The following is a 17,005-nucleotide window of genomic DNA, read 5'->3' on the forward strand; positions in this document are numbered from 1 at the left end:
TTCGCCGGTGCCTCCCGACGCCACCACCGACCTCCCGCGCACCGACGCCGGTGCGCCCGACCTGTGGCCGGCGCCGACGCCGACGGCCCCGGTCCGCTCGCGGGTCCGGCTCCCGGGCTCGAAGTCGCTCACCAACCGGGCGCTCGTCCTGGCCGCGCTCAGCGACGGTCCCAGCACCGTGGCCGGCGCGCTGCGCTCACGGGACTCGCTGCTCATGGCGGCCGCCCTGACCGCCCTCGGGTCCGCCGTCGACACCGAGGGCCCCGACTGGCGGGTCACCCCCGGGCCCCTGCGCGGCCCGGCACACGTCGACTGCGGCCTCGCCGGCACCGTCATGCGGTTCGTGCCGCCGGTGGCGGCCCTGGCCGACGGCGCCGTCACCTTCGACGGCGACCCCCACGCCCGCACCCGGCCGATGGGCCAGGTGCTGCACGGGCTGCGCGGCCTCGGTGTCGAGGTCGAGGACGAGGACCGCGGCACGCTGCCGCTCACGGTGCGGGGACACGGCTCGGTCCGCGGCGGCCAGGTGGTCATCGACGCCTCCGCCTCCAGCCAGTTCGTCTCCGCCCTGCTGCTGGCCGGTGCGGCGTACGACGAGGGCGTCGACGTCCTGCACGACGGCAAGCCGGTCCCGTCGCTGCCGCACATCGACATGACCGTCCAGGCGCTGCGCGAGCACGGCGTGGACGTCGACGACAGCGAGCCGAACCGGTGGCGCGTCTCCCCCGGACCGGTGCGCGCCGTGGACGTCGCCGTCGAGCCCGACCTGTCCAACGCCGCCCCCTTCCTGGCCGCCGCCGTCGTCACCGGCGGCGAGGTGACCGTCGTGGGCTGGCCTCGACGCACCACGCAGGCCGGCGACCGACTGCGCGAGATCCTCGCGCTGATGGGCGCCGAGGTGGAGCTCACCGACGACGGGCTGACCGTGCGCGGCACCGGGGTCGTCCGCGGCGTCGACCTCGACCTGCACGACGAGGGCGAACTCGCCCCCGCGGTCGCGGCCCTGTGCGCGCTGGCCGACGGCCCGTCGGTGCTGCGCGGCATCGGGCACATCCGCGGCCACGAGACCGACCGGCTCGCTGCGCTCGCGACCGAGCTGACCGCCCGCGGCTGCACCGTGCGCGAGCGGCCCGACGGTCTGGAGATCACGCCCGGCCCGCTGCGCGGCGGAGCCTTCGCGACGTACGCCGACCACCGGATGGCCCACGCCGCGGTCATCCTCGGCCTCGGCGTCCCCGGGGTGGAGGTGGTCGACGTGGCCACCACCGCGAAGACCTTCACCGACTTCCCCGGCGCGTGGACCGCGCTGGTCGGGGGCTGAGCGTGGCCGGACGGGACCGCAAGGGCGCGGAGCGGCAGTACGCCGACCTCGACGACTCCTCCTTCGACCGGCCCCGGCGCCGGACCCGGCCGCGCACCAAGGACCGCCCCACCTACGACGACGCCACCGACGCGGTGGTGATGACCGTCGACCGGGGTCGCTTCACCTGCGGGCTCGTCGGGGAGCAGCACCGCCTGGTCACGGCGATGAAGTCGCGCCCGCTGGGCCGCAAGGGCGTCGTGGTCGGCGACCGGGTGCGGCTGGTGGGCGACCTGGCCGGCGGCGACACCCTGGCCCGCATCGTGGAGGTCTCGCCGCGCGCCACCGTCCTGCGGCGCACGGCCGACGACGACGACCCCGTCGAGCGCGTCGTGGTGGCCAACGCCGACCAGCTCGTGATCGTGGTGGCCCTGGCGGACCCGGAGCCGCGCACCGGCCTGGTCGACCGCGCGCTCGCGGCGGCGTACGACGCGGGCATCGACCCGCTGCTGTGCCTGACCAAGGCCGACCTGGCCGACCCCGGGCCGTTCCTGGAGATCTACCGACCGCTCGACGTCCCCTTCGTCGTGACCCAGCGCGGCGCTGACGTCAGCGACGTGCGCGACCGCCTGGCCGACCGCACGAGCGTGCTGCTCGGTCACAGCGGGGTCGGCAAGTCGACGCTCGTCAACGCCCTGGTCCCGGGCGCCGACCGCGCCGTCGGGGTGGTCAACGACCACACCGGACGGGGCCGTCACACCTCCACCTCGGCGATCATGCTGGCGCTGCCCGGCGGCTCCGGCGGGGGTTGGATCGTCGACACCCCCGGCATCCGCTCCTTCGGGCTGGCACACGTCGACGCCGCCGACCTGATCCGTGCCTTCAGCGACCTCGAGGACGCCGCCCTCGACTGCCCGCGCGGCTGCTCCCACCAGCCGACCGAGCCGGAGTGCGGCCTCGACCTCGCCGTGACCGACCGGCGCATCGACGCCGCGCGGGTGGAGTCCTACCGCCGGCTGCTGGGCAGCCGGGACATACGCTGACCCCCATGCCCACCTCCTTCACCGACGACCTGAGGCTGGCCCACGTCCTCGCCGACGACGCGGACTCGCTGAGCACCAACCGCTACCAGGCGTTGGACCTCCGGGTGGACACCAAGCCCGACCTCTCCCCCGTGACCGACGCCGACCGGGCCGTCGAGGAGGGCATCCGGCGCACCCTCGGCCGCGCCCGCCCCCGCGACGCCATCCTCGGCGAGGAGCAGGGCAGCACCGGCTTCAGCCAGCGGCGCTGGGTGGTCGACCCGATCGACGGCACGAAGAACTTCGTGCGCGGCGTGCCCGTCTGGGCCACGCTGATCTCGCTCATGGTCGAGGACGAGGTCGTCGTCGGCGTCGTGTCCGCCCCGCAGCTCAACCGCCGCTGGTGGGCGATGAAGGACGGCGGCGCCTTCACCGGCCGCTCGCTGCTCAAGCCGCTCCCGATCCGGGTCTCCGACGTCTCGAGGCTCGAGGACGCCTCGTTCTCCTACTCCTCGCTCGACGGCTGGGACCACGCCGGTCGCCTCGACGACTTCCTCGCGCTCTCCCGCCACAGCTGGCGCACCCGGGCGTACGGCGACTTCTGGAGCCACATGCTCGTGGCCGAGGGGGCCGTCGACTTCGCGGCCGAGCCCGAGCTGGAGCTCTACGACATGGCCGCGCTCGACGTGATCGTGCGCGAGGCCGGGGGCCGCTTCACCTCCCTGGACGGGCGTGACGGCCCGCACGGCGGCAACGCCCTGGCCAGCAACGGGATCCTCCACGAGACCGTGCTGGGCTTCCTCGGCTCGGTCGGACCCGACGCCCGACCGTCCGCGGACGGACGGCCCGCCGGTGCGGCGGGCGGCGACGACGAGCGTGCGAGCGACCACCCGGAGGGCTCGGAGGCTCACGGCACCGGCGACCGGGCACCGGCCCGGGAGGGCTCGGTGGCCCCGCGCGAGCCCGGAGGCACGCTGCACCAGCTCAGCGACCGGCGTCGGCCGGCCCCGACGGGACAGGGTCCGGACCTGCCTCCGATGTGACGGCCGCGGTCTCCGGGGGCGCCGCCGCGCCCGGGCGGTCGCCGCGCAGCCGCGCCCACGCCGCCAGCACGGTCGGGGCGAGCAGCAGCCCGGCGAGGTCGAACCAGCCGTAGCCGCCCGCGGCGCCGGTCGGCGGGTTGCCGATGCTGACCAGCCCCGTGGGGTCGGTCGGCTGCCAGGTCCACGTCGCCAGCTCGGTGCCGAGCACCTCGAGCCAGGTCACGACGACGGCCGCGCCGACGTACACCTCCCGCGACGGCCCCCACCGCAGGAAGCCGAGGAGGCACAGGAACCAGAAGGCGCCGAGGACGTCGGGCCGGTCGCCGCGCAGGGCCAGTGCGGCCCACGTCCCGAGGCCGACGACGACGAGCCAGGTCGCGCGGTCGAGGTGGCGCCGCACCCACGGGGCGTGGCCCAGCGCGTAGGCGGAGAGGTAGACCAGCCCGTGGCCCGGCGGCACGTAGGCCGGGACGTTGTCGAAGCGGTAGGTGTAGACCTCGAGACCGGGGCTGAAGACGTACTCCACCACCGTCGCCACCACCACCACGACGGCGGTCTGCGCCCGCACGGTCGCGTCCACCCGCCGCAGCGCCAGCAGCAGGACGCCCCAGGTGGCCAGCCCCAGGAAGCGCTGCAGGGTGAGGGAGCCGTCGTGGTCGGCCAGCAGCACCAGGCTGAGCCAGCCCATGAGCACGAGCGCGACGCGCCCGCCCCCGGCTCCCCCGCCCCGGGGCGGCCCGCTCCCCCCGACAGCGGTGGCAGCGGCGCCCTCGGCGGGGTCGGGACGGGTCATGGCCCCATCCTGCCCGTCGCCCCTACCGCGGGCCGTCCGGCGTGGTCTAGATTCGCCTCACCCCAGCCGGCGGGAGGTCCCGTCGTCGTGACCGGAGGTCAGCCATGCGCATCAAGGACGTGCTCGCAGCCAAACCGCGCCACGAGGTCGTGACGGCCACGCCCGGCAGCACCGTGCGCGACCTGGTGGCCTCGCTGGCCGAGCACAACCTCGGCGCCCTGGTCGTCAGCGGCGACGGCACGCACCTCGACGGGATCGTCTCCGAGCGCGACGTGGTGCGCCACCTGGGCCGCGACGCCTCCGTGCTCGACGCGAGCGTGGAGCAGATCATGACCTCCGCGGTGCGCACCTGCACGCCCGAGGACCGGCTCGACGACCTGCTCTCGCTGATGACCGAGCACCGCATCCGCCACGTCCCCGTGGTCGACGGCGACGCCCTCGTCGGCATCGTCAGCATCGGCGACCTGGTCAAGCACAAGATCAGCGCCCTGGAGTTCGAGCGGGACCAGCTCGACTCCTACGTCCACCAGAGCTGACGCCCCCGACCCACCGGTCCCAGGTCACCGGTCCCAGGTCACCGGTCCCAGGTCGCGGGTCGCCGGCGGCGTCGCGAGTCAGAGCCAGCCGGCACCCTCGGCGACCAGCAGCAGGCCGAAGACGGCGAAGGCGGTCGCAGCGCCGTACTTGATGGCCCTCTCGGGCAGTTTCTTGCCGAGCACCGCCCCGACGACGATGGCCAGCGCGTCGGCGGCCACCATGCCCACGGTGCTGCCGATCCAGGTGCCGAGCCAGCCCTCCTGGGTGGCGAGCGTGACGGTGGCGAGCATCGTCTTGTCGCCCAGCTCGGCGAGGAAGAACGCGACGCCCACGGCCAGGATCGCGGCGCCGGTGCTGTGCCGGGCCTTGTCGGCCTCCTCGTCGCTCAGCTCGTCGCCGCGCAGCGTCCACGCGGCGAAGGCCAGGAACGCGAGGCCGGCGATGATCGAGATGAGGTCCTGGCTCTCGGCGAACTGGTCGCCGACGAAGCGCCCGAGGGCGACCGAGAAGAGGTGGACGATCGCGGTGGCGACCGTGATGCCGATGAGGACGTCGCGGGCGCGGTAGCGGGCGGCGAACGTCATCGCCATCAGCTGGCTCTTGTCGCCGAGCTCGGCGACGAAGATGACGGCGGTGCTGAGCAGGAAGGCGTACATCGGACGGGTGTCTCCTTGTCGTGACGGGCCGCGCCCGGACCGAGGAGACCGCCGGACGACGACCCTTCGACCAGGCACGTCCGCAGGGGTCGTGGAACCGGTCGAAAGTCTCGTCCGCCACCGAGTACTGATCGAGTGGCCTGCCGCACCGGACCCGAGGGTCAGTGTGTCGACGCGGCTGTTGGGGACTACTCCCTTTCGGCCACCAGTTTACCCGGGCCGCCCCGGGGGCCGGACCCGAGCCCCGGGGCGACCCGGGTACCGTCGACCAGCCCACCCCCGAACGAGACGAGGAACCTGCATGACCGACAAGCCCGAGATCGACTTCCCCGACGGCCCGCCGCCCAGCGAGCTCGAGATCACCGACCTCAGCGTCGGCGACGGCGACGAGGCCGCGGCCGGTCAGACCGTCAGCGTCCACTACGTCGGCGTGGCCCACTCCACCGGCGAGCAGTTCGACGCCTCCTACGACCGTGGCGACCCGCTGCAGTTCCGCCTCGGCGTCGGCCAGGTCATCTCCGGCTGGGACACCGGCGTGCAGGGCATGAAGGTCGGCGGCCGCCGTCGCCTCGTCATCCCGCCCCACCTGGCGTACGGCGACCGCGGCGCCGGCGGCGTCATCAAGCCCGGCGAGACCCTGATCTTCGTGGTGGACCTGCTGTCCGTGCGCTGAGCCGCACCGCGACCCGCTGACCGCGCGGGTGCGGTGGATCCGGACCCTGGCTCGGATCCACCGCACTCCGGTGTGGACCGGGCGCCGCCCGGCGTTGCCCGACGTGAGCGCGCAGGTCCATGATCGAAGGACCCAGCGACCAGGGGTGAGCGCGATGGACCTGCCGTCGACGGTCTCGGCTCCCTCCCGCACGCTCGCGAGCCTCACGGCTCTGCTCCTCGCCGGGACCGTCCTGGTGTCCTGCACCTCGACCGACGGGCCCCGCACCCCGGCGACCAGCCCCGGCGTCGGTGAGCCCCTCTCGTCGGCCGGAGTGGACGCCCTGAGGGCCGAGGTCGTCGACTACCTCGGGTCGCAGGACATCTTCGACGACGTCCGCGTGGTCCTCGTCGCCACCGGTGACGAGGTCGTCCTCGCCGAGTACCAGGACACCTCCCCCGAGGAGTTCGCCGACACCCGCTCGATCACCAAGAGCGTGATGTCGACCCTGGTCGGCATCGCGGTCGACCGGGGCCTGATCGACGGGGTGGACGCCACGCTCGGCAAGCTGCTGCCCGACGAGACGATGCCGCGTGCGGTCGCCGGCACCACGCTCGAGCAGGTGCTGACGATGACCGGAGGCTTCGTCGGCTCGTGGTCGGCCCCCGACGAGGAGTTCAGGGCCTCGCGCGACTGGGTCCGCGCCGTCCTGCGTGACGCCGATCCCGCCGCGGCCGGGGAGTTCGCCTACTCCGACGGCGGCGCGCACCTGCTCAGCGCCGTGCTGACCGAGGCCACCGGGATGCCGGTGCTCCGCTTCGCCCGCAGCGCCCTGCTCGACCCGCTCGGCGTCGACACCCGACCGGCCGCGCTGCCGCTCGCGGTCGCCCGCAACGCGCCGGCCTACGTCGCGGCGGACTTCGCCTGGCCGGTCGACCCCCAGGACCGACCGCTGGGCTGGGCCGGGCTCAAGCTGCGGCCCGAGGACCTGCTCGCCCTCGGTCGGCTCGTCCTGCAGCAGGGCCGCTGGGACGGGGAGCAGCTGGTCTCCGCCGCCTGGGTCGCCGAGGCCACCCGGACGCACGTGGAGGCGTACGGCGCCGCGGAGGGCTACGGCTACCTGTGGTGGGTCGACGAGGTCGACGGGTCGCCGTCCGCCCGGGCCTGGGGCTACGGCGGGCAGATGGTCGAGGTGGTGCCCGCGCGCGACCTCGTCGTGGTCGTCGCCTCCGACGTCGACCCGGGGCCCGGGCTGAGCCGCCTCGCGCCGGACCTCTTCGACTACCTGGTCGACGAGATCGTCGCTCCGCGGTTCCCCGCCGCGTGAGCGGATCAGTCGACCTGCACCGAGTTGGGGCCGGCCGGCAGGTCCACGGTGACGACGTCGCCGCGGACCAGCTGCCGGCCCCGCCGGGTCTCGACCTCGCCGTTGACGCGGACGTCGCCCTCGGCCAGCAGCGCCTTGGCGTCGGAGCCGGCGTCGACGAGGTCGGCCAGCTTGAGCAGCTGACCGAGGCGGATGCTCGCCTCGCGGACCGCCACGAGCCGCGGCTCGTGCTCCTGGCCCCCGCCGCCGCCGCTCATCCGAGCACCACCGCGACGGTGTGGATGAGGACCCCGACGAGGCCGCCGACGATGGTGCCGTTGATGCGGATGAACTGCAGGTCCTTGCCGACGTGCAGCTCGATCTTCTCCGAGGCCTCCTTGCCGTCCCACTCGTCGATGGTGGTGGTGATGACGGCGGTCAGCTCGCGGCCGTAGCGGTCGATGAGGAACACCGCGAGGTCCGCGGCCCGGACGTCGAGGCGGCCGCGCCGTCCGGCGTCGGCCACGAGGCGCTCGCCGTACGCCTGCACCTCGCGGACGCCGCGCCGCACCAGCTCGCCGTCGGTGTCGGCCAGCGCCTTCTCCAGCGACCGCTTGAGCGCGTTCCACAGCGAGATGTAGGTGCTGGTGACCTGCGGGTGACCGAGGAAGCGGGCCTTGAGCCGCTCCATGCGCTCGATGGTCTCCGCGTCCTCGAGGAGGTCACGGGCCAGGTCGCGCAGCAGCCGGTCCAGCGCGATCCGGGAGCGGTGGTGCGGCTCGCGGCGGATGTCGGTGAGCCAGGTGAGGATCTCGGTGTGCAGCCGGTGGATGACCCGCTCGTTGAGGGAGTCCGGCGCCCACCAGGGGGCGCGCTCGACGACGACGTCGTGGAAGGTCGACTCGTTGCCCTCGAGCCAGCGGTGGGCCTCCTCGAGCAGCAGGTCCACGACGCCGTGGTGCGCACCGTCCTCGACGACCTCCTTGAGCAGGCTCCCGACGATGGGGCTGATCGGCTCCTCCAGGAAGCGCGGCACCAGCACCTGCTCCATGAACGCCGCGACGTCCTCGTCGTCGACCCGGCTCAGGCCGAGACGCAGCAGGTCGGTCGCCTCGTGGACGACGCGCCGCGCGTGGCGCTCCTCGGCCATCCACTGCCCGGCCTTGAGCGCCGGCTCCGCGCCGAGGACCCGGTCCTTGATGATGTCGGGCTGCAGGAAGTTCTCCCCCACGAACTCCTCGAGGCCGCGCCCGAGCATCTCCTTGCGCTTGGGCACCAGCGCGGTGTGCGGGATCGGGATGCCCAGCGGGTGCTTGAACAGCGCCACCACCGCGAACCAGTCGGCGATCGCCCCCACCATCGACGCCTCGGCGCCGGCGTTGACGAAGCCGAGGAAGCCGTCCTCGCCCAGCGTGACGAGGTAGACGGTGGCCGCGAACAGCAGCAGCCCGACGGCGACGCTGCGCATCCGCCGCAGAGCCGTACGCCGCTCCTGGTCGAGGTCCGGATCGGCGTTCAGAGCGGGGGCGGACCGGGGCGGGGTCCCGGTGGCGGTGTTCGTGGCGGTCGTCGTGGCGGGCACCGGGCCCAACCTACCGGGGCGGTTCGGTCACGGCGTGGTCGCCGACGAGCAGCGTGGGGGTGACACCGGCCACCACCGACACCCGGACCCGGCTGCCGACCGGGTGGCGGACGGCGTGCGGCTGCCAGGAGCGGACCTCCCGGCCGGAGGCCAGCGCGACGGTGTGGAGCACGAAGGCCCCGTGGTAGGCCACGGCGGTGACCGTGCCCGCACCGTCCGGCTCGGCGGTCAGCGCCACCTCGTGGGGACGGAGCACGACCTCGACGTCGACGTCGGCGTCGCCCCAGCCGGGGACGGTCGAGACCACGCCCAGCTCGCAGGTCAGCAGCGCGTCGCGCACGTGGGCCGGCAGGAACACCGCGTCGCCCATGAAGGAGGCGACGAAGCGGGTGGCGGGCCGCTCGAAGACCATCACGGGGGTGTCGGCCTGCTCGACGAGGCCGTCGCGCATCACCACCACGCGGTCGCCCACCGACAGCGCCTCGGTCTGGTCGTGGGTCACCAGCACCCCGGTGGTCCCGGTGGCGCGCAGCACGGCGACGGTGTCGGCGCGCAGCTGCGCGCGCAGCGTCTCGTCGAGGCTGGAGAAGGGCTCGTCGAGGAGGATGACGGCCGGCCGCGGCGCCAGGGCACGCGCGAGGGCCACCCGCTGCTGCTCGCCCCCGGAGATCTCGTGCGGGTAGCGGTCGGCCAGGGCGCCGAGCCGGGTCAGCGCGAGGACCTCCTCGACCCGGGCGCGGCGTTCGCGTCCCGGCAGCTTGTCGAGGCCGAAGGCGATGTTGCGGCGCACGTCGAGGTGCGGGAAGAGCGCGTGGTCCTGGAAGACGAGACCGACCCGGCGCCGCTCGGGCGGCACCCAGCGGCCGCCGGCCTGCTCCTCGCCGTCGATGCGGATGCTGCCGACGGCGGGCTTCTCCAGCCCCGCGACCAGCCGCAGCAGGGTGGACTTGCCGCAGCCCGAGGGGCCGATGACGGTGAGCAGCTCGCCCGGGCCCGCACTGAGGGTCAGGCCCGTCACGGCCGGGACCTTGCCGTAGGCCTTGGAGACGTCGGCGATCTCGAGGACGGGCCGCTGGCCCTCGTGGCCGCGGTCGGGCTCGGTGACGGCCGCCACCTGGGGGGTGGTCAGGGTCGGGGTCACCGGGGCGCCCCCGCCGTCCGGTCCAGCGTGCGACGCTCCCGGCGGAACAGCAGGAAGACCGGCACCACCGCCGTCGCCACGATCACCAGCGCCGGGAGAGCCGCCTTCTCCCAGTAGTTCTCCTTCGCCAGCTCGTAGACCCACACCGACACGGTACTGAACCCGAACGGACGCAGCAGCAGGACCAGCGGCAGCTCCTTGACGGCGTCGACGAGCACCAGCACGAACGCCACGAACACCCCGGACCGCGCCAGCGGCAGGTGCACCCGGGTCAGCACGCGGCCGGGCCGGGCACCGAGGCTGAGCGCGGAGGCGGTCATCGAGGCCGACACCTTCGTGAGGCTGGCGTCGACGGCCTGGTAGGCGGGGGCCAGGAAGCGGATGACGTAGGCGTAGAGGACGCCCAGCACCGAGCCGGTGACGAGCAGTCCGGTCCCGTCCTCCGACCCCAGGGCCCGCACCACCCGGTCGAGGTCGGCGAAGACGAGCAGCACGCCGATGCCGATGACCGCACCGGGCACGGCGTACCCGAAGGTGGTGACCTGGGCGGCGGCCGGCAGCAGCCGACCGACCCGGGTCACCCGCTGGGCGTGGGCGACGACGAGCGACAGCAGCACGCAGACCGCGGCCACCGTGACGGCCACCGTGAGGGTGTTGGCGAGGTACTCGGTGAACCGCGGGTCGACCAGCGCGCCCGACTCGCGCCGCGCCTCGCCGACCGCCCACGCGAGCAGCCGGGCCACCGGCAGCAGGAAGGCCACGCTGAGCGCGAGCAGGCATGCGGCCACCGCGGCGCCGGCGCGCCAGCCGGTCAGCGTGACGGTCTCCAGGCCGCGCCCGCGCCCGCCGCGCTGGGTGAAGCGGGCCCGTCCGCGCAGGCCGCGCTCGGCCACCAGCACGGCCACCGCGAACAGCAGCACCAGCACCGACAGCCGGCTGGCCGAGTCGAAGTCGTAGCCGCCCTTCCACTGGTTGTAGACGCCGACCGAGATGGTCTGCACGCCGAAGTACTGCACGGTGGCGAAGTCGGTGAGCACCTCCATCGCCACCAGCGCCAGACCGGCCGCGAGCGAGGGGCGGGCCAGCGGCAGCACGACCTGGCGCAGCGCACGTCCCCGGGAGGCGCCCAGCGAGCGCGCGGCGTCGTACGTCGTCGCCGACTGCTCGGCGAACGCCGCGCGTGCCATCAGGTAGACGTAGGGGAACAGCGTCAGCGTCATCACGACGACCGCGCCGCCGAGCGAGCGCACCGGCGGCAGCCAGAACCCGTCGCCGAAGACCCCGCGCAGGGCGGTCTGCACGGGACCCGCCTCGTCGAGGGTGGAGAGGAAGACGAAGCCGAGGATGTAGGCCGGCATCGCCAGCGGCAGCACCAGCATCCACGTGAAGAGGTCGCGCAGCGGGAAGCGCGCGACGGTGACCAGCCAGGCCAGGCCGCCGCCCACGACCAGGGTGCCGATCCCGACGCCGCCGATCAGCAGGACCGTGTTGAGCACCATCTCCGGCAGCCGCGCCGGGAAGGCGGTGTCGGCGTCGGCCCGCAGACCGTCGACCACGACCGCCAGGATCGGGGCGGCCACCAGGGCGGCGACGAGCAGCGCCGCCAGCACCCACCCGACGCGCCCGCCCGCCCCGCTGCCCGTGGTGCGGCGGGTGCGGGACGCCGTCGCGCCCGGCCGCCGGCCGGGAGCGACCGGCTGCACCGGGTCGAGCAGGGTCATCGGGGGGTCATCGGGAGGTCATCGGGGGGCTCACTCGTAGCCGAGCTCGTCGAGCAAGGCCAGCGCGTCGGCGTTCCGCTCGCCGTAGGCCTCGGCGTCGACGGGCATGGTGGTGAACTCGCCGAAGGCGACGATCTCGTCGTCGGGGGCGACGTCGGGGTTGACCGGGTACTCGTGGTTGTCGCCGACGAACTCCTCCTGGCCGTCGGTGGCCAGCCACTCCAGCAGGCGCTGCGCGTCGGCGGCGTCGTCGGCGGTGGAGACCACCCCGGCGCCGGAGATGTTCTCCATGACGCCCTTGCCGTCCTGGCTGGCCCAGTAGAGCTCCACGTTGAGGTCGGGGTTCTCGTCGAGCTCGCGCGCCAGGTAGTAGTGGTTGACGATCGCCACGTCGCAGGTGCCGGCGTCGACGGCCTCGAGCAGCAGCACGTCGTTGCCCATCACGTCGACGTCGTTGTCGATCCAGCCCTGCACGATGTCGCGCGCCTCGTCGTCGCCGTACTGGTCCATCAGCGCGGCCACGAGCGACTGGGTGTAGGCCTCCGAGGAGTCCCGCATGCAGAGCCGTCCGGACCACTGCGGGTCGCCGAGCCCGGCGTAGCTGTTGACCGGGTCGAAGTCCGCGGGGTCGACGTTGTCGGGGTTGTAGACGAGGGTGCGCTCGCGCCGGGCCAGGCCGAACCAGCTGTTGTCGTCGGCGCGGTAGGCCGCCGGCACCGCCCGCTCGAGCGGTCGGCTGTCGAGGGGCGCGAGCACGCCCGCCTGGTCGGCGGCGTAGAGGTTGCCGGCGTCGACGGTCACGAAGAGGTCGGCCGGGGAGCCCTCACCCTCGGCCTCGAGCCGCTGCAGCAGGTCGGCGTCCTCGCCGAAGAGGAAGTCGACCTTCAGGCCGGTGTCCTCCTCGAAGTCCTCGAAGGCCTCCTCGAGGTCGTAGTGGCGCGCCGAGTAGACCTGGATGTCACCGGGCTCCTCCTCGCCGCCCCCGAAGATGCCGCAGCCGGCGAGGGTGAGCGACAGGGTGAGCCCGGTCAGCGCGGCGGTGGCGCGGCGAGCCGGGACGAGCGTGCGGGCGGTGCGCATGCGGGAGGGACCTCCGAGGGGGAAGACATCGGTTAGGTGAGCCTAACCTACCCAGGAGGAGGTGCCCGGCGACGGGGTCGGGAGGGGTCAGTTGAGCAGCTTCGAGGCCAGCACGGCGGCCTGCGTGCGGCGCTCGAGCCCCAGCTTGGTGAGGATGCTGGTGACGTAGTTCTTGACCGTCTTCTCGGCCAGGAAGAGCTGCTCGCCGATCTGGCGGTTGGTCAGGCCCTCGGCGACCAGCTCGAGGATGCGCCGCTCCTGGGGCGTGAGCGAGCGCAGCTCGGCGGGCTCGTTGGCCCCGCCGTCGCGCAGGCGGTCCAGCACCCGCTGGGTGACGGCCGGGTCGAGCAGCGACTGGCCGTCGGCGACCTTGCGCACGACGTCGAGCAGGTCGTTGCCCACGATCTGCTTGAGCACGTAGCCCGCGGCGCCGGCCATGATCGCGGCGAAGAGCGCCTCGTCGTCGTCGTAGCTGGTCAGGATGATGGCGCGGATGGAGGGGTCCACCGAGCGGACCGACCGGCACACGTCGACACCGCTGCCGTCGGGCAGGCGCCCGTCGAGCACCGCGACGTCGGGACGAAGCGCCGGGATCCGGGCCTCGGCGTCCTTGGCCGACCCGGACTCGCCGACGACCTCGAAGCCCTCCTCGGAGTCGAAGAGGTCCTTGAGACCTCGGCGCACGACCTCGTGATCGTCGAGCAGGAAGACGCGAACCACGCTCATGCCACCCATTTCCCTTCAGGCCCAGTCCGGCCCGCGTTGACTGCGGCCCATGCTAGCGGCTGGATCGGACACTGCCGGCGAAAAAAGACTTCGGGCCGGCCCACCCCTGGACCGGCCCGCTGTGAGTCTCGTCGCGCGCTGGGAGAGTCGCACGAGTGACTTTCTTGTGCCCGAAGGCGAGTCACGTCGCCGTGGGAGGTCGGCTTGGTGACATCACCCAGCATGGCGCAGTTCGCGGCGGCGCGCCCCGTGGCCTCTTTCCCGTGTTGCCGGGACGAAGGTCCCGGTCGGTGGGACCCCTGGGACCGGTGGTGGTCAGCGGGGCGCCGGCACCGGCGCGCCGACGACCACGCGCACGACGTCGGAGAGGACCTGCACCGACAGGGCCGGGTCGATGGCCCGCTGCAGCCCCAGCCCGATGCCGAGGCTCAGCAGGGCGTGGGCGGCCTCGTCGACCGGGATCGGCATGACCAGCCCGTGCCGTGCGCAGGTGTCGCCCAGCACCCGCGCGATCAGGTCGCGGATGGCCTTGTTGCGCTCCTCCAGGGCCGCCCGCAGCTCCGGCTGGCGGCGGCTCCGGGCGGCGAACTCGGCCTCCAGCGCCGACCAGTCCGGGTCGCCGAGCCGGGCGTCGGCCCACACGTCGAGCGCGCGCAGCGCGTCCTCCAGCGAGGTGGCGCCCTCGAAGGCGCCGACCACCGCCCGGGCGACCTCGGAGTGGATGACCTCGAGCACCTCGAGGCACAGCTCGTCCTTGCCCGAGAAGTTGGAGTAGACCGCGCCCTTGGAGAACCCGGCCTCCTCGGCTACCCGCTCGAGCGACGTGGCGGCGTAACCGTCGGTGAGGAAGAGCTCCCGTGCGGTCTCCACGAGCCGGCGCCGGGTCTGCGCCTGGCTCTCCGAGCGGCGGGTGCGCGTCGCGGGGCGGGTCACGGACCCAGCCTAAGCCGATCGACGTCAAACCCACCCGCCACCCGCGGGCCGCGGCTACGGTCGAGAGGTGGCCCTGCTGCCCCGCTTCGACGTCTTCTCCCGCCGCGCGGGACGCGGCGGCGCACCCGCGGACGGACAGGCGGCCGGAGCCGTCGACGGGACCGCAGCCGCGCACCCCGCGGTCCCCCGGCAGGGCGCGGGACAGCAGCTGCGACGACTCCTCGCGGAGGCCGAGAGCCAGGACGCCGCCGCCGGGCGCGACGCCTGGCTGGCCCGGGCCGTCGAGCACCTGGTGCCCGACGAGGCCCGCGTCCTGGCGGTGCTGGCCGCCGAGCCCGACGGCACGCCCGGGCGGGCGCTGGTCCACATCCACTGCATGACCCCGACCGGGCTCAACGGCGAGTCCCTGCTCGAGAACGTCGTCGGGATCGGCGACGCGGCCCCCCTGGCGCTGCCGCAGCTCGTGCCCTACTACGTGGGACGCCTGCTCGCCCTCGACCTCGTGGAGATCGGGCCCGCCGACCCGCGGCTCGAGAACGACTACCCCGCGCTGCTGGCGGACCCGACGGTCCTGGAGGCCCTCACCGCCGCCCGCGCGCAGGGCCTCACACCCCGCGTCATGCGACACTCGTTGCGGCTCTCGCCGCTCGGGCGCGAGCTCTGGGACCTGCAGGACGCCTGACCGGCCGATCGGCCGCGCGGCGGGGCGGCGGGGCGGCGGGGCTCAGCGGGACAGCAGCACCGAGGACCCGTGGCCGAACAGTCCCTGGTTGGCGGTGATCCCGACGCGGGCACCCTCGACCTGGCGCCCGGTCGCCTGCCCGCGCAGCTGCCAGGTCAGCTCGCACACCTGCGCGAGCGCCTGGGCCGGCACGGCCTCGCCGAAGCACGCCAGCCCGCCGGAGGGGTTCACCGGCAAACGCCCACCGAGGGCGGTGTCCCCCCGGCGGACGAGCTGCTCGGCCTCCCCCTCGGCACAGAGCCCGAGGTCCTCGTACCAGTCCAGCTCGAGCGCGGTCGAGAGGTCGTAGACCTCCGCCACGTCGACCTCGTCGGGGCCGATCCCCGCCTCCTCGTAGGCGGCGTGGGCGAGGGACTGCTTGAAGGTGCGCCCCGGACCCAGGTCCGCGCCGGGGGCCGCTGCGGCTCGGGCGTCGGTGGCGATGTCGGGCATCTCGATGCGGGTCTGCGGGTAGGTCGGCGTCACCGTGGAGACGGCCCGGACGCGCACCGGACGGTCGACACCCCTCCGGCGGGCGTAGTCGACGCTGGTGAGCAGCACCGCGGCGCCGCCGTCCGAGGTGGCGCAGATGTCGAGCAGGTGCAGCGGGTCGGCCACCACGGCGGAGGCGAGCACCTCCTCCTCCGTCACCGCCTTGCGGTAGCGGGCGTACGGGTTGGCCACCCCGGCCGCGGCGTTCTTGACCTTTACCTTCGCGAAGTCCGACGACGTGGCGCCGTAGACGTCCATGCGGCGGCGGGCGTAGAGCGCGAAGTAGGCCGGGTTGGTCATGCCCAGCAGCCGGAAGCGCAGCCAGTCCGGGTCGTCCCAGCGCTCGCCGGCGTTGGGGGCCAGGAACCCCTTCGGCGTGGTGTCGGCGCCCACCACGAGCGCCACCTCCGACAGGCCGGCCAGGATCCGGGCCCGGGCGGTGTCGACGGCCTGGGCCCCGGTCGCGCAGGCGGCGTACGACGTCGCGACGCGGGCCCCGTTCCAGCCGAGGGCCTGGGCGAAGGTCGCGCCGGCGACGTAGCCGGCGTAGCCGTTGCGCACGGTCTCCCCGCCCACGACGAGGTCGACGTCGGCCCACGGCACCTCGGCGTCGGCGAGCGCGGCCCGGGCGGCGTGCACGCCGTACTCGGTGAAGGGACGGCCCCACTTGCCCCAGGGGTGCATGCCCACCCCGAGCACGGCGACGTCGTGGCTCACCGGTCCCCCTCCGCCGTTCCCGACCCTGCCGGCCCCACCGGCCGCCACCGCCACGTCGTGCGCTCCCCCGTGTCGTCGACGTAGAGCGTCTCCACGACGAGCTCCACCTCGCTGCCGACCACCACGTCGCGCACGCCGTACCCCTCGGCGAGCTGGCCGAGCACCACCAGCCCCTCGGGCAGCTCGACGGCGGCGAGCGCGAAGGGGACGTAGGGATCGGTGGCGGGCACGTACGGCGGCGGGGGCTGGTACTGCGCGTCGGTGTAGGACCACACCCGGCCCCGGCGCGCGAGCGGGACCGGCTCGAAGCGGTCCCCGGCGCAGTCGGGGCGGCGGCAGAAGCCCCGCCCGTCACGGACGGGCGGGAACACCAGCGTCGCGCACGTCGTGCACCGCGATGCCAGCAGCGCGGGCGACCCCTCGGTGGTGAACCACCCCTCGACGACCGGCGTCGCCACCATGCTGCCTCCCGACCTAGAACGTGTTCTTGTTCCTATCACGGCACCGGCCCGGCGATCCCGTCCGGAGCAATACTTGACACTTCAACTGTCTCGTGGCACAGTGATGCTTGTAAGTTCAATCA

18 protein-coding genes are annotated in these 17,005 nt (G+C 74.0%); 7 read left to right on the plus strand and 11 right to left on the minus strand.

Annotated elements, in window-relative coordinates; translation table 11 throughout:
- Positions 1 to 7: 7 nt before the first annotated feature.
- The 3 genes from aroA to G7072_RS13050 are packed head-to-tail and all read left to right on the plus strand — an operon-like array spanning position 8 to position 3,365.
- Positions 8 to 1,321, plus strand: coding sequence for a 3-phosphoshikimate 1-carboxyvinyltransferase (gene aroA, locus G7072_RS13040; protein WP_166087025.1), 1,314 nt, complete (start codon positions 8 to 10; stop codon positions 1,319 to 1,321).
- 2 nt (positions 1,322 to 1,323) lie between these two features.
- A complete protein-coding gene (gene rsgA, locus G7072_RS13045; protein WP_206063107.1) occupies positions 1,324 to 2,343 on the plus strand; it encodes a ribosome small subunit-dependent GTPase A in 1,020 nt (339 codons plus the stop codon).
- Between the two features lie 5 nt (positions 2,344 to 2,348).
- Positions 2,349 to 3,365: an inositol monophosphatase family protein gene (locus G7072_RS13050; protein WP_166087027.1), complete on the plus strand. Its 1,017-nt coding sequence runs from the start codon at positions 2,349 to 2,351 to the stop codon at positions 3,363 to 3,365.
- Here G7072_RS13050 and G7072_RS13055 read toward each other — a convergent pair.
- The gene (locus G7072_RS13055) at positions 3,307 to 4,158 is read right to left on the minus strand and encodes a hypothetical protein (protein ID WP_166087029.1); all 852 of its coding nucleotides are present in this window, start codon (positions 4,156 to 4,158) and stop codon (positions 3,307 to 3,309) included. The genes G7072_RS13050 and G7072_RS13055 overlap by 59 nt on opposite strands.
- Before the next feature lie 104 nt (positions 4,159 to 4,262).
- On the opposite strand from G7072_RS13055, the gene G7072_RS13060 reads away from it, so the two are divergent.
- Positions 4,263 to 4,694 carry a CBS domain-containing protein gene (locus tag G7072_RS13060; RefSeq protein WP_166087031.1) on the plus strand — a complete coding sequence of 144 codons (432 nt, stop codon included), beginning with the start codon at positions 4,263 to 4,265 and terminating at the stop codon, positions 4,692 to 4,694.
- A 78-nt stretch (positions 4,695 to 4,772) separates the two neighbouring features.
- Here the strand turns inward: G7072_RS13060 and G7072_RS13065 are convergent, their stop codons facing one another.
- Positions 4,773 to 5,351 carry a TMEM165/GDT1 family protein gene (locus G7072_RS13065; RefSeq protein ID WP_166087033.1) on the minus strand — a complete coding sequence of 193 codons (579 nt, stop codon included), beginning with the start codon at positions 5,349 to 5,351 and terminating at the stop codon, positions 4,773 to 4,775.
- Positions 5,352 to 5,652: 301 nt separating this feature from the next.
- On the opposite strand from G7072_RS13065, the gene G7072_RS13070 reads away from it, so the two are divergent.
- Together G7072_RS13070 and G7072_RS13075 are read left to right on the plus strand one after the other, a co-directional pair.
- On the plus strand, positions 5,653 to 6,024 hold the full coding sequence (locus G7072_RS13070) for an FKBP-type peptidyl-prolyl cis-trans isomerase (protein WP_166087035.1): 372 nt from the start codon (positions 5,653 to 5,655) through the stop codon (positions 6,022 to 6,024).
- Between the two features lie 154 nt (positions 6,025 to 6,178).
- On the plus strand, positions 6,179 to 7,330 hold the full coding sequence (locus tag G7072_RS13075; RefSeq protein WP_240917289.1) for a serine hydrolase: 1,152 nt from the start codon (positions 6,179 to 6,181) through the stop codon (positions 7,328 to 7,330).
- Between the two features lie 5 nt (positions 7,331 to 7,335).
- Here the strand turns inward: G7072_RS13075 and G7072_RS13080 are convergent, their stop codons facing one another.
- From G7072_RS13080 to G7072_RS13110, 7 genes are all read right to left on the minus strand, one after another.
- Entirely contained in the window at positions 7,336 to 7,587 is a 252-nt protein-coding gene (locus G7072_RS13080) for an RNA-binding S4 domain-containing protein (protein ID WP_166087038.1), read from the minus strand.
- Complete coding sequence (locus G7072_RS13085) at positions 7,584 to 8,891, minus strand: DUF445 domain-containing protein (protein WP_240916942.1); 1,308 nt, start codon at positions 8,889 to 8,891, stop codon at positions 7,584 to 7,586. Before G7072_RS13085 ends, G7072_RS13080 begins: the two co-directional genes overlap by 4 nt.
- A gap of 10 nt (positions 8,892 to 8,901) precedes the next feature.
- Positions 8,902 to 10,032, minus strand: a complete 1,131-nt coding sequence (locus G7072_RS13090) for an ABC transporter ATP-binding protein (RefSeq protein WP_206063108.1) — start codon at positions 10,030 to 10,032, stop codon at positions 8,902 to 8,904.
- Positions 10,029 to 11,753 carry an iron ABC transporter permease gene (locus tag G7072_RS13095; RefSeq protein ID WP_166087040.1) on the minus strand — a complete coding sequence of 575 codons (1,725 nt, stop codon included), beginning with the start codon at positions 11,751 to 11,753 and terminating at the stop codon, positions 10,029 to 10,031. The genes G7072_RS13090 and G7072_RS13095 overlap by 4 nt, the downstream gene beginning before the upstream one ends.
- A gap of 30 nt (positions 11,754 to 11,783) precedes the next feature.
- Positions 11,784 to 12,833 (minus strand): extracellular solute-binding protein, encoded by a 1,050-nt coding sequence (locus tag G7072_RS13100; protein ID WP_166087042.1) that lies wholly within the window; start codon positions 12,831 to 12,833, stop codon positions 11,784 to 11,786.
- Positions 12,834 to 12,920: 87 nt separating this feature from the next.
- On the minus strand, positions 12,921 to 13,559 hold the full coding sequence (locus G7072_RS13105; protein ID WP_346766205.1) for a response regulator transcription factor: 639 nt from the start codon (positions 13,557 to 13,559) through the stop codon (positions 12,921 to 12,923).
- Positions 13,560 to 13,874: 315 nt separating this feature from the next.
- Entirely contained in the window at positions 13,875 to 14,492 is a 618-nt protein-coding gene (locus tag G7072_RS13110; protein WP_166087044.1) for a TetR/AcrR family transcriptional regulator, read from the minus strand.
- 67 nt (positions 14,493 to 14,559) lie between these two features.
- Here G7072_RS13110 and G7072_RS13115 point away from each other — a divergent pair, with 67 nt between their 5' ends.
- On the plus strand, positions 14,560 to 15,174 hold the full coding sequence (locus G7072_RS13115; RefSeq protein ID WP_166087046.1) for a hypothetical protein: 615 nt from the start codon (positions 14,560 to 14,562) through the stop codon (positions 15,172 to 15,174).
- A gap of 42 nt (positions 15,175 to 15,216) precedes the next feature.
- Here G7072_RS13115 and G7072_RS13120 read toward each other — a convergent pair whose 3' ends face one another.
- Positions 15,217 to 16,422 carry a lipid-transfer protein gene (locus tag G7072_RS13120; protein WP_166087048.1) on the minus strand — a complete coding sequence of 402 codons (1,206 nt, stop codon included), beginning with the start codon at positions 16,420 to 16,422 and terminating at the stop codon, positions 15,217 to 15,219.
- Positions 16,419 to 16,883: an OB-fold domain-containing protein gene (locus G7072_RS13125; RefSeq protein ID WP_166087050.1), complete on the minus strand. Its 465-nt coding sequence runs from the start codon at positions 16,881 to 16,883 to the stop codon at positions 16,419 to 16,421. Before G7072_RS13125 ends, G7072_RS13120 begins: the two co-directional genes overlap by 4 nt.
- Positions 16,884 to 17,005 lie beyond the last annotated feature (122 nt).

This window comes from Nocardioides sp. HDW12B (assembly GCF_011299595.1).
Taxonomy (GTDB): Bacteria; Actinomycetota; Actinomycetes; order Propionibacteriales; family Nocardioidaceae; genus Marmoricola_A.

Bases quoted from the DNA above. Each gene is read 5' to 3' on its own strand.
- G7072_RS13050 (WP_166087027.1), top strand. From the start codon at position 2,349: ATGCCCACCTCCTTCACCGACGACCTGAGGCTGGCCCACGTCCTCGCC.
- G7072_RS13055 (WP_166087029.1), bottom strand. From the start codon at position 4,158: ATGACCCGTCCCGACCCCGCCGAGGGCGCCGCTGCCACCGCTGTCGGG.
- G7072_RS13060 (WP_166087031.1), top strand. From the start codon at position 4,263: ATGCGCATCAAGGACGTGCTCGCAGCCAAACCGCGCCACGAGGTCGTG.
- G7072_RS13065 (WP_166087033.1), bottom strand. From the start codon at position 5,351: ATGTACGCCTTCCTGCTCAGCACCGCCGTCATCTTCGTCGCCGAGCTC.
- G7072_RS13070 (WP_166087035.1), top strand. From the start codon at position 5,653: ATGACCGACAAGCCCGAGATCGACTTCCCCGACGGCCCGCCGCCCAGC.
- G7072_RS13075 (WP_240917289.1), top strand. From the start codon at position 6,179: ATGGACCTGCCGTCGACGGTCTCGGCTCCCTCCCGCACGCTCGCGAGC.
- G7072_RS13080 (WP_166087038.1), bottom strand. From the start codon at position 7,587: ATGAGCGGCGGCGGCGGGGGCCAGGAGCACGAGCCGCGGCTCGTGGCG.
- G7072_RS13095 (WP_166087040.1), bottom strand. From the start codon at position 11,753: ATGACCCTGCTCGACCCGGTGCAGCCGGTCGCTCCCGGCCGGCGGCCG.
- G7072_RS13100 (WP_166087042.1), bottom strand. From the start codon at position 12,833: ATGCGCACCGCCCGCACGCTCGTCCCGGCTCGCCGCGCCACCGCCGCG.
- G7072_RS13105 (WP_346766205.1), bottom strand. From the start codon at position 13,559: ATGAGCGTGGTTCGCGTCTTCCTGCTCGACGATCACGAGGTCGTGCGC.
- G7072_RS13125 (WP_166087050.1), bottom strand. From the start codon at position 16,883: ATGGTGGCGACGCCGGTCGTCGAGGGGTGGTTCACCACCGAGGGGTCG.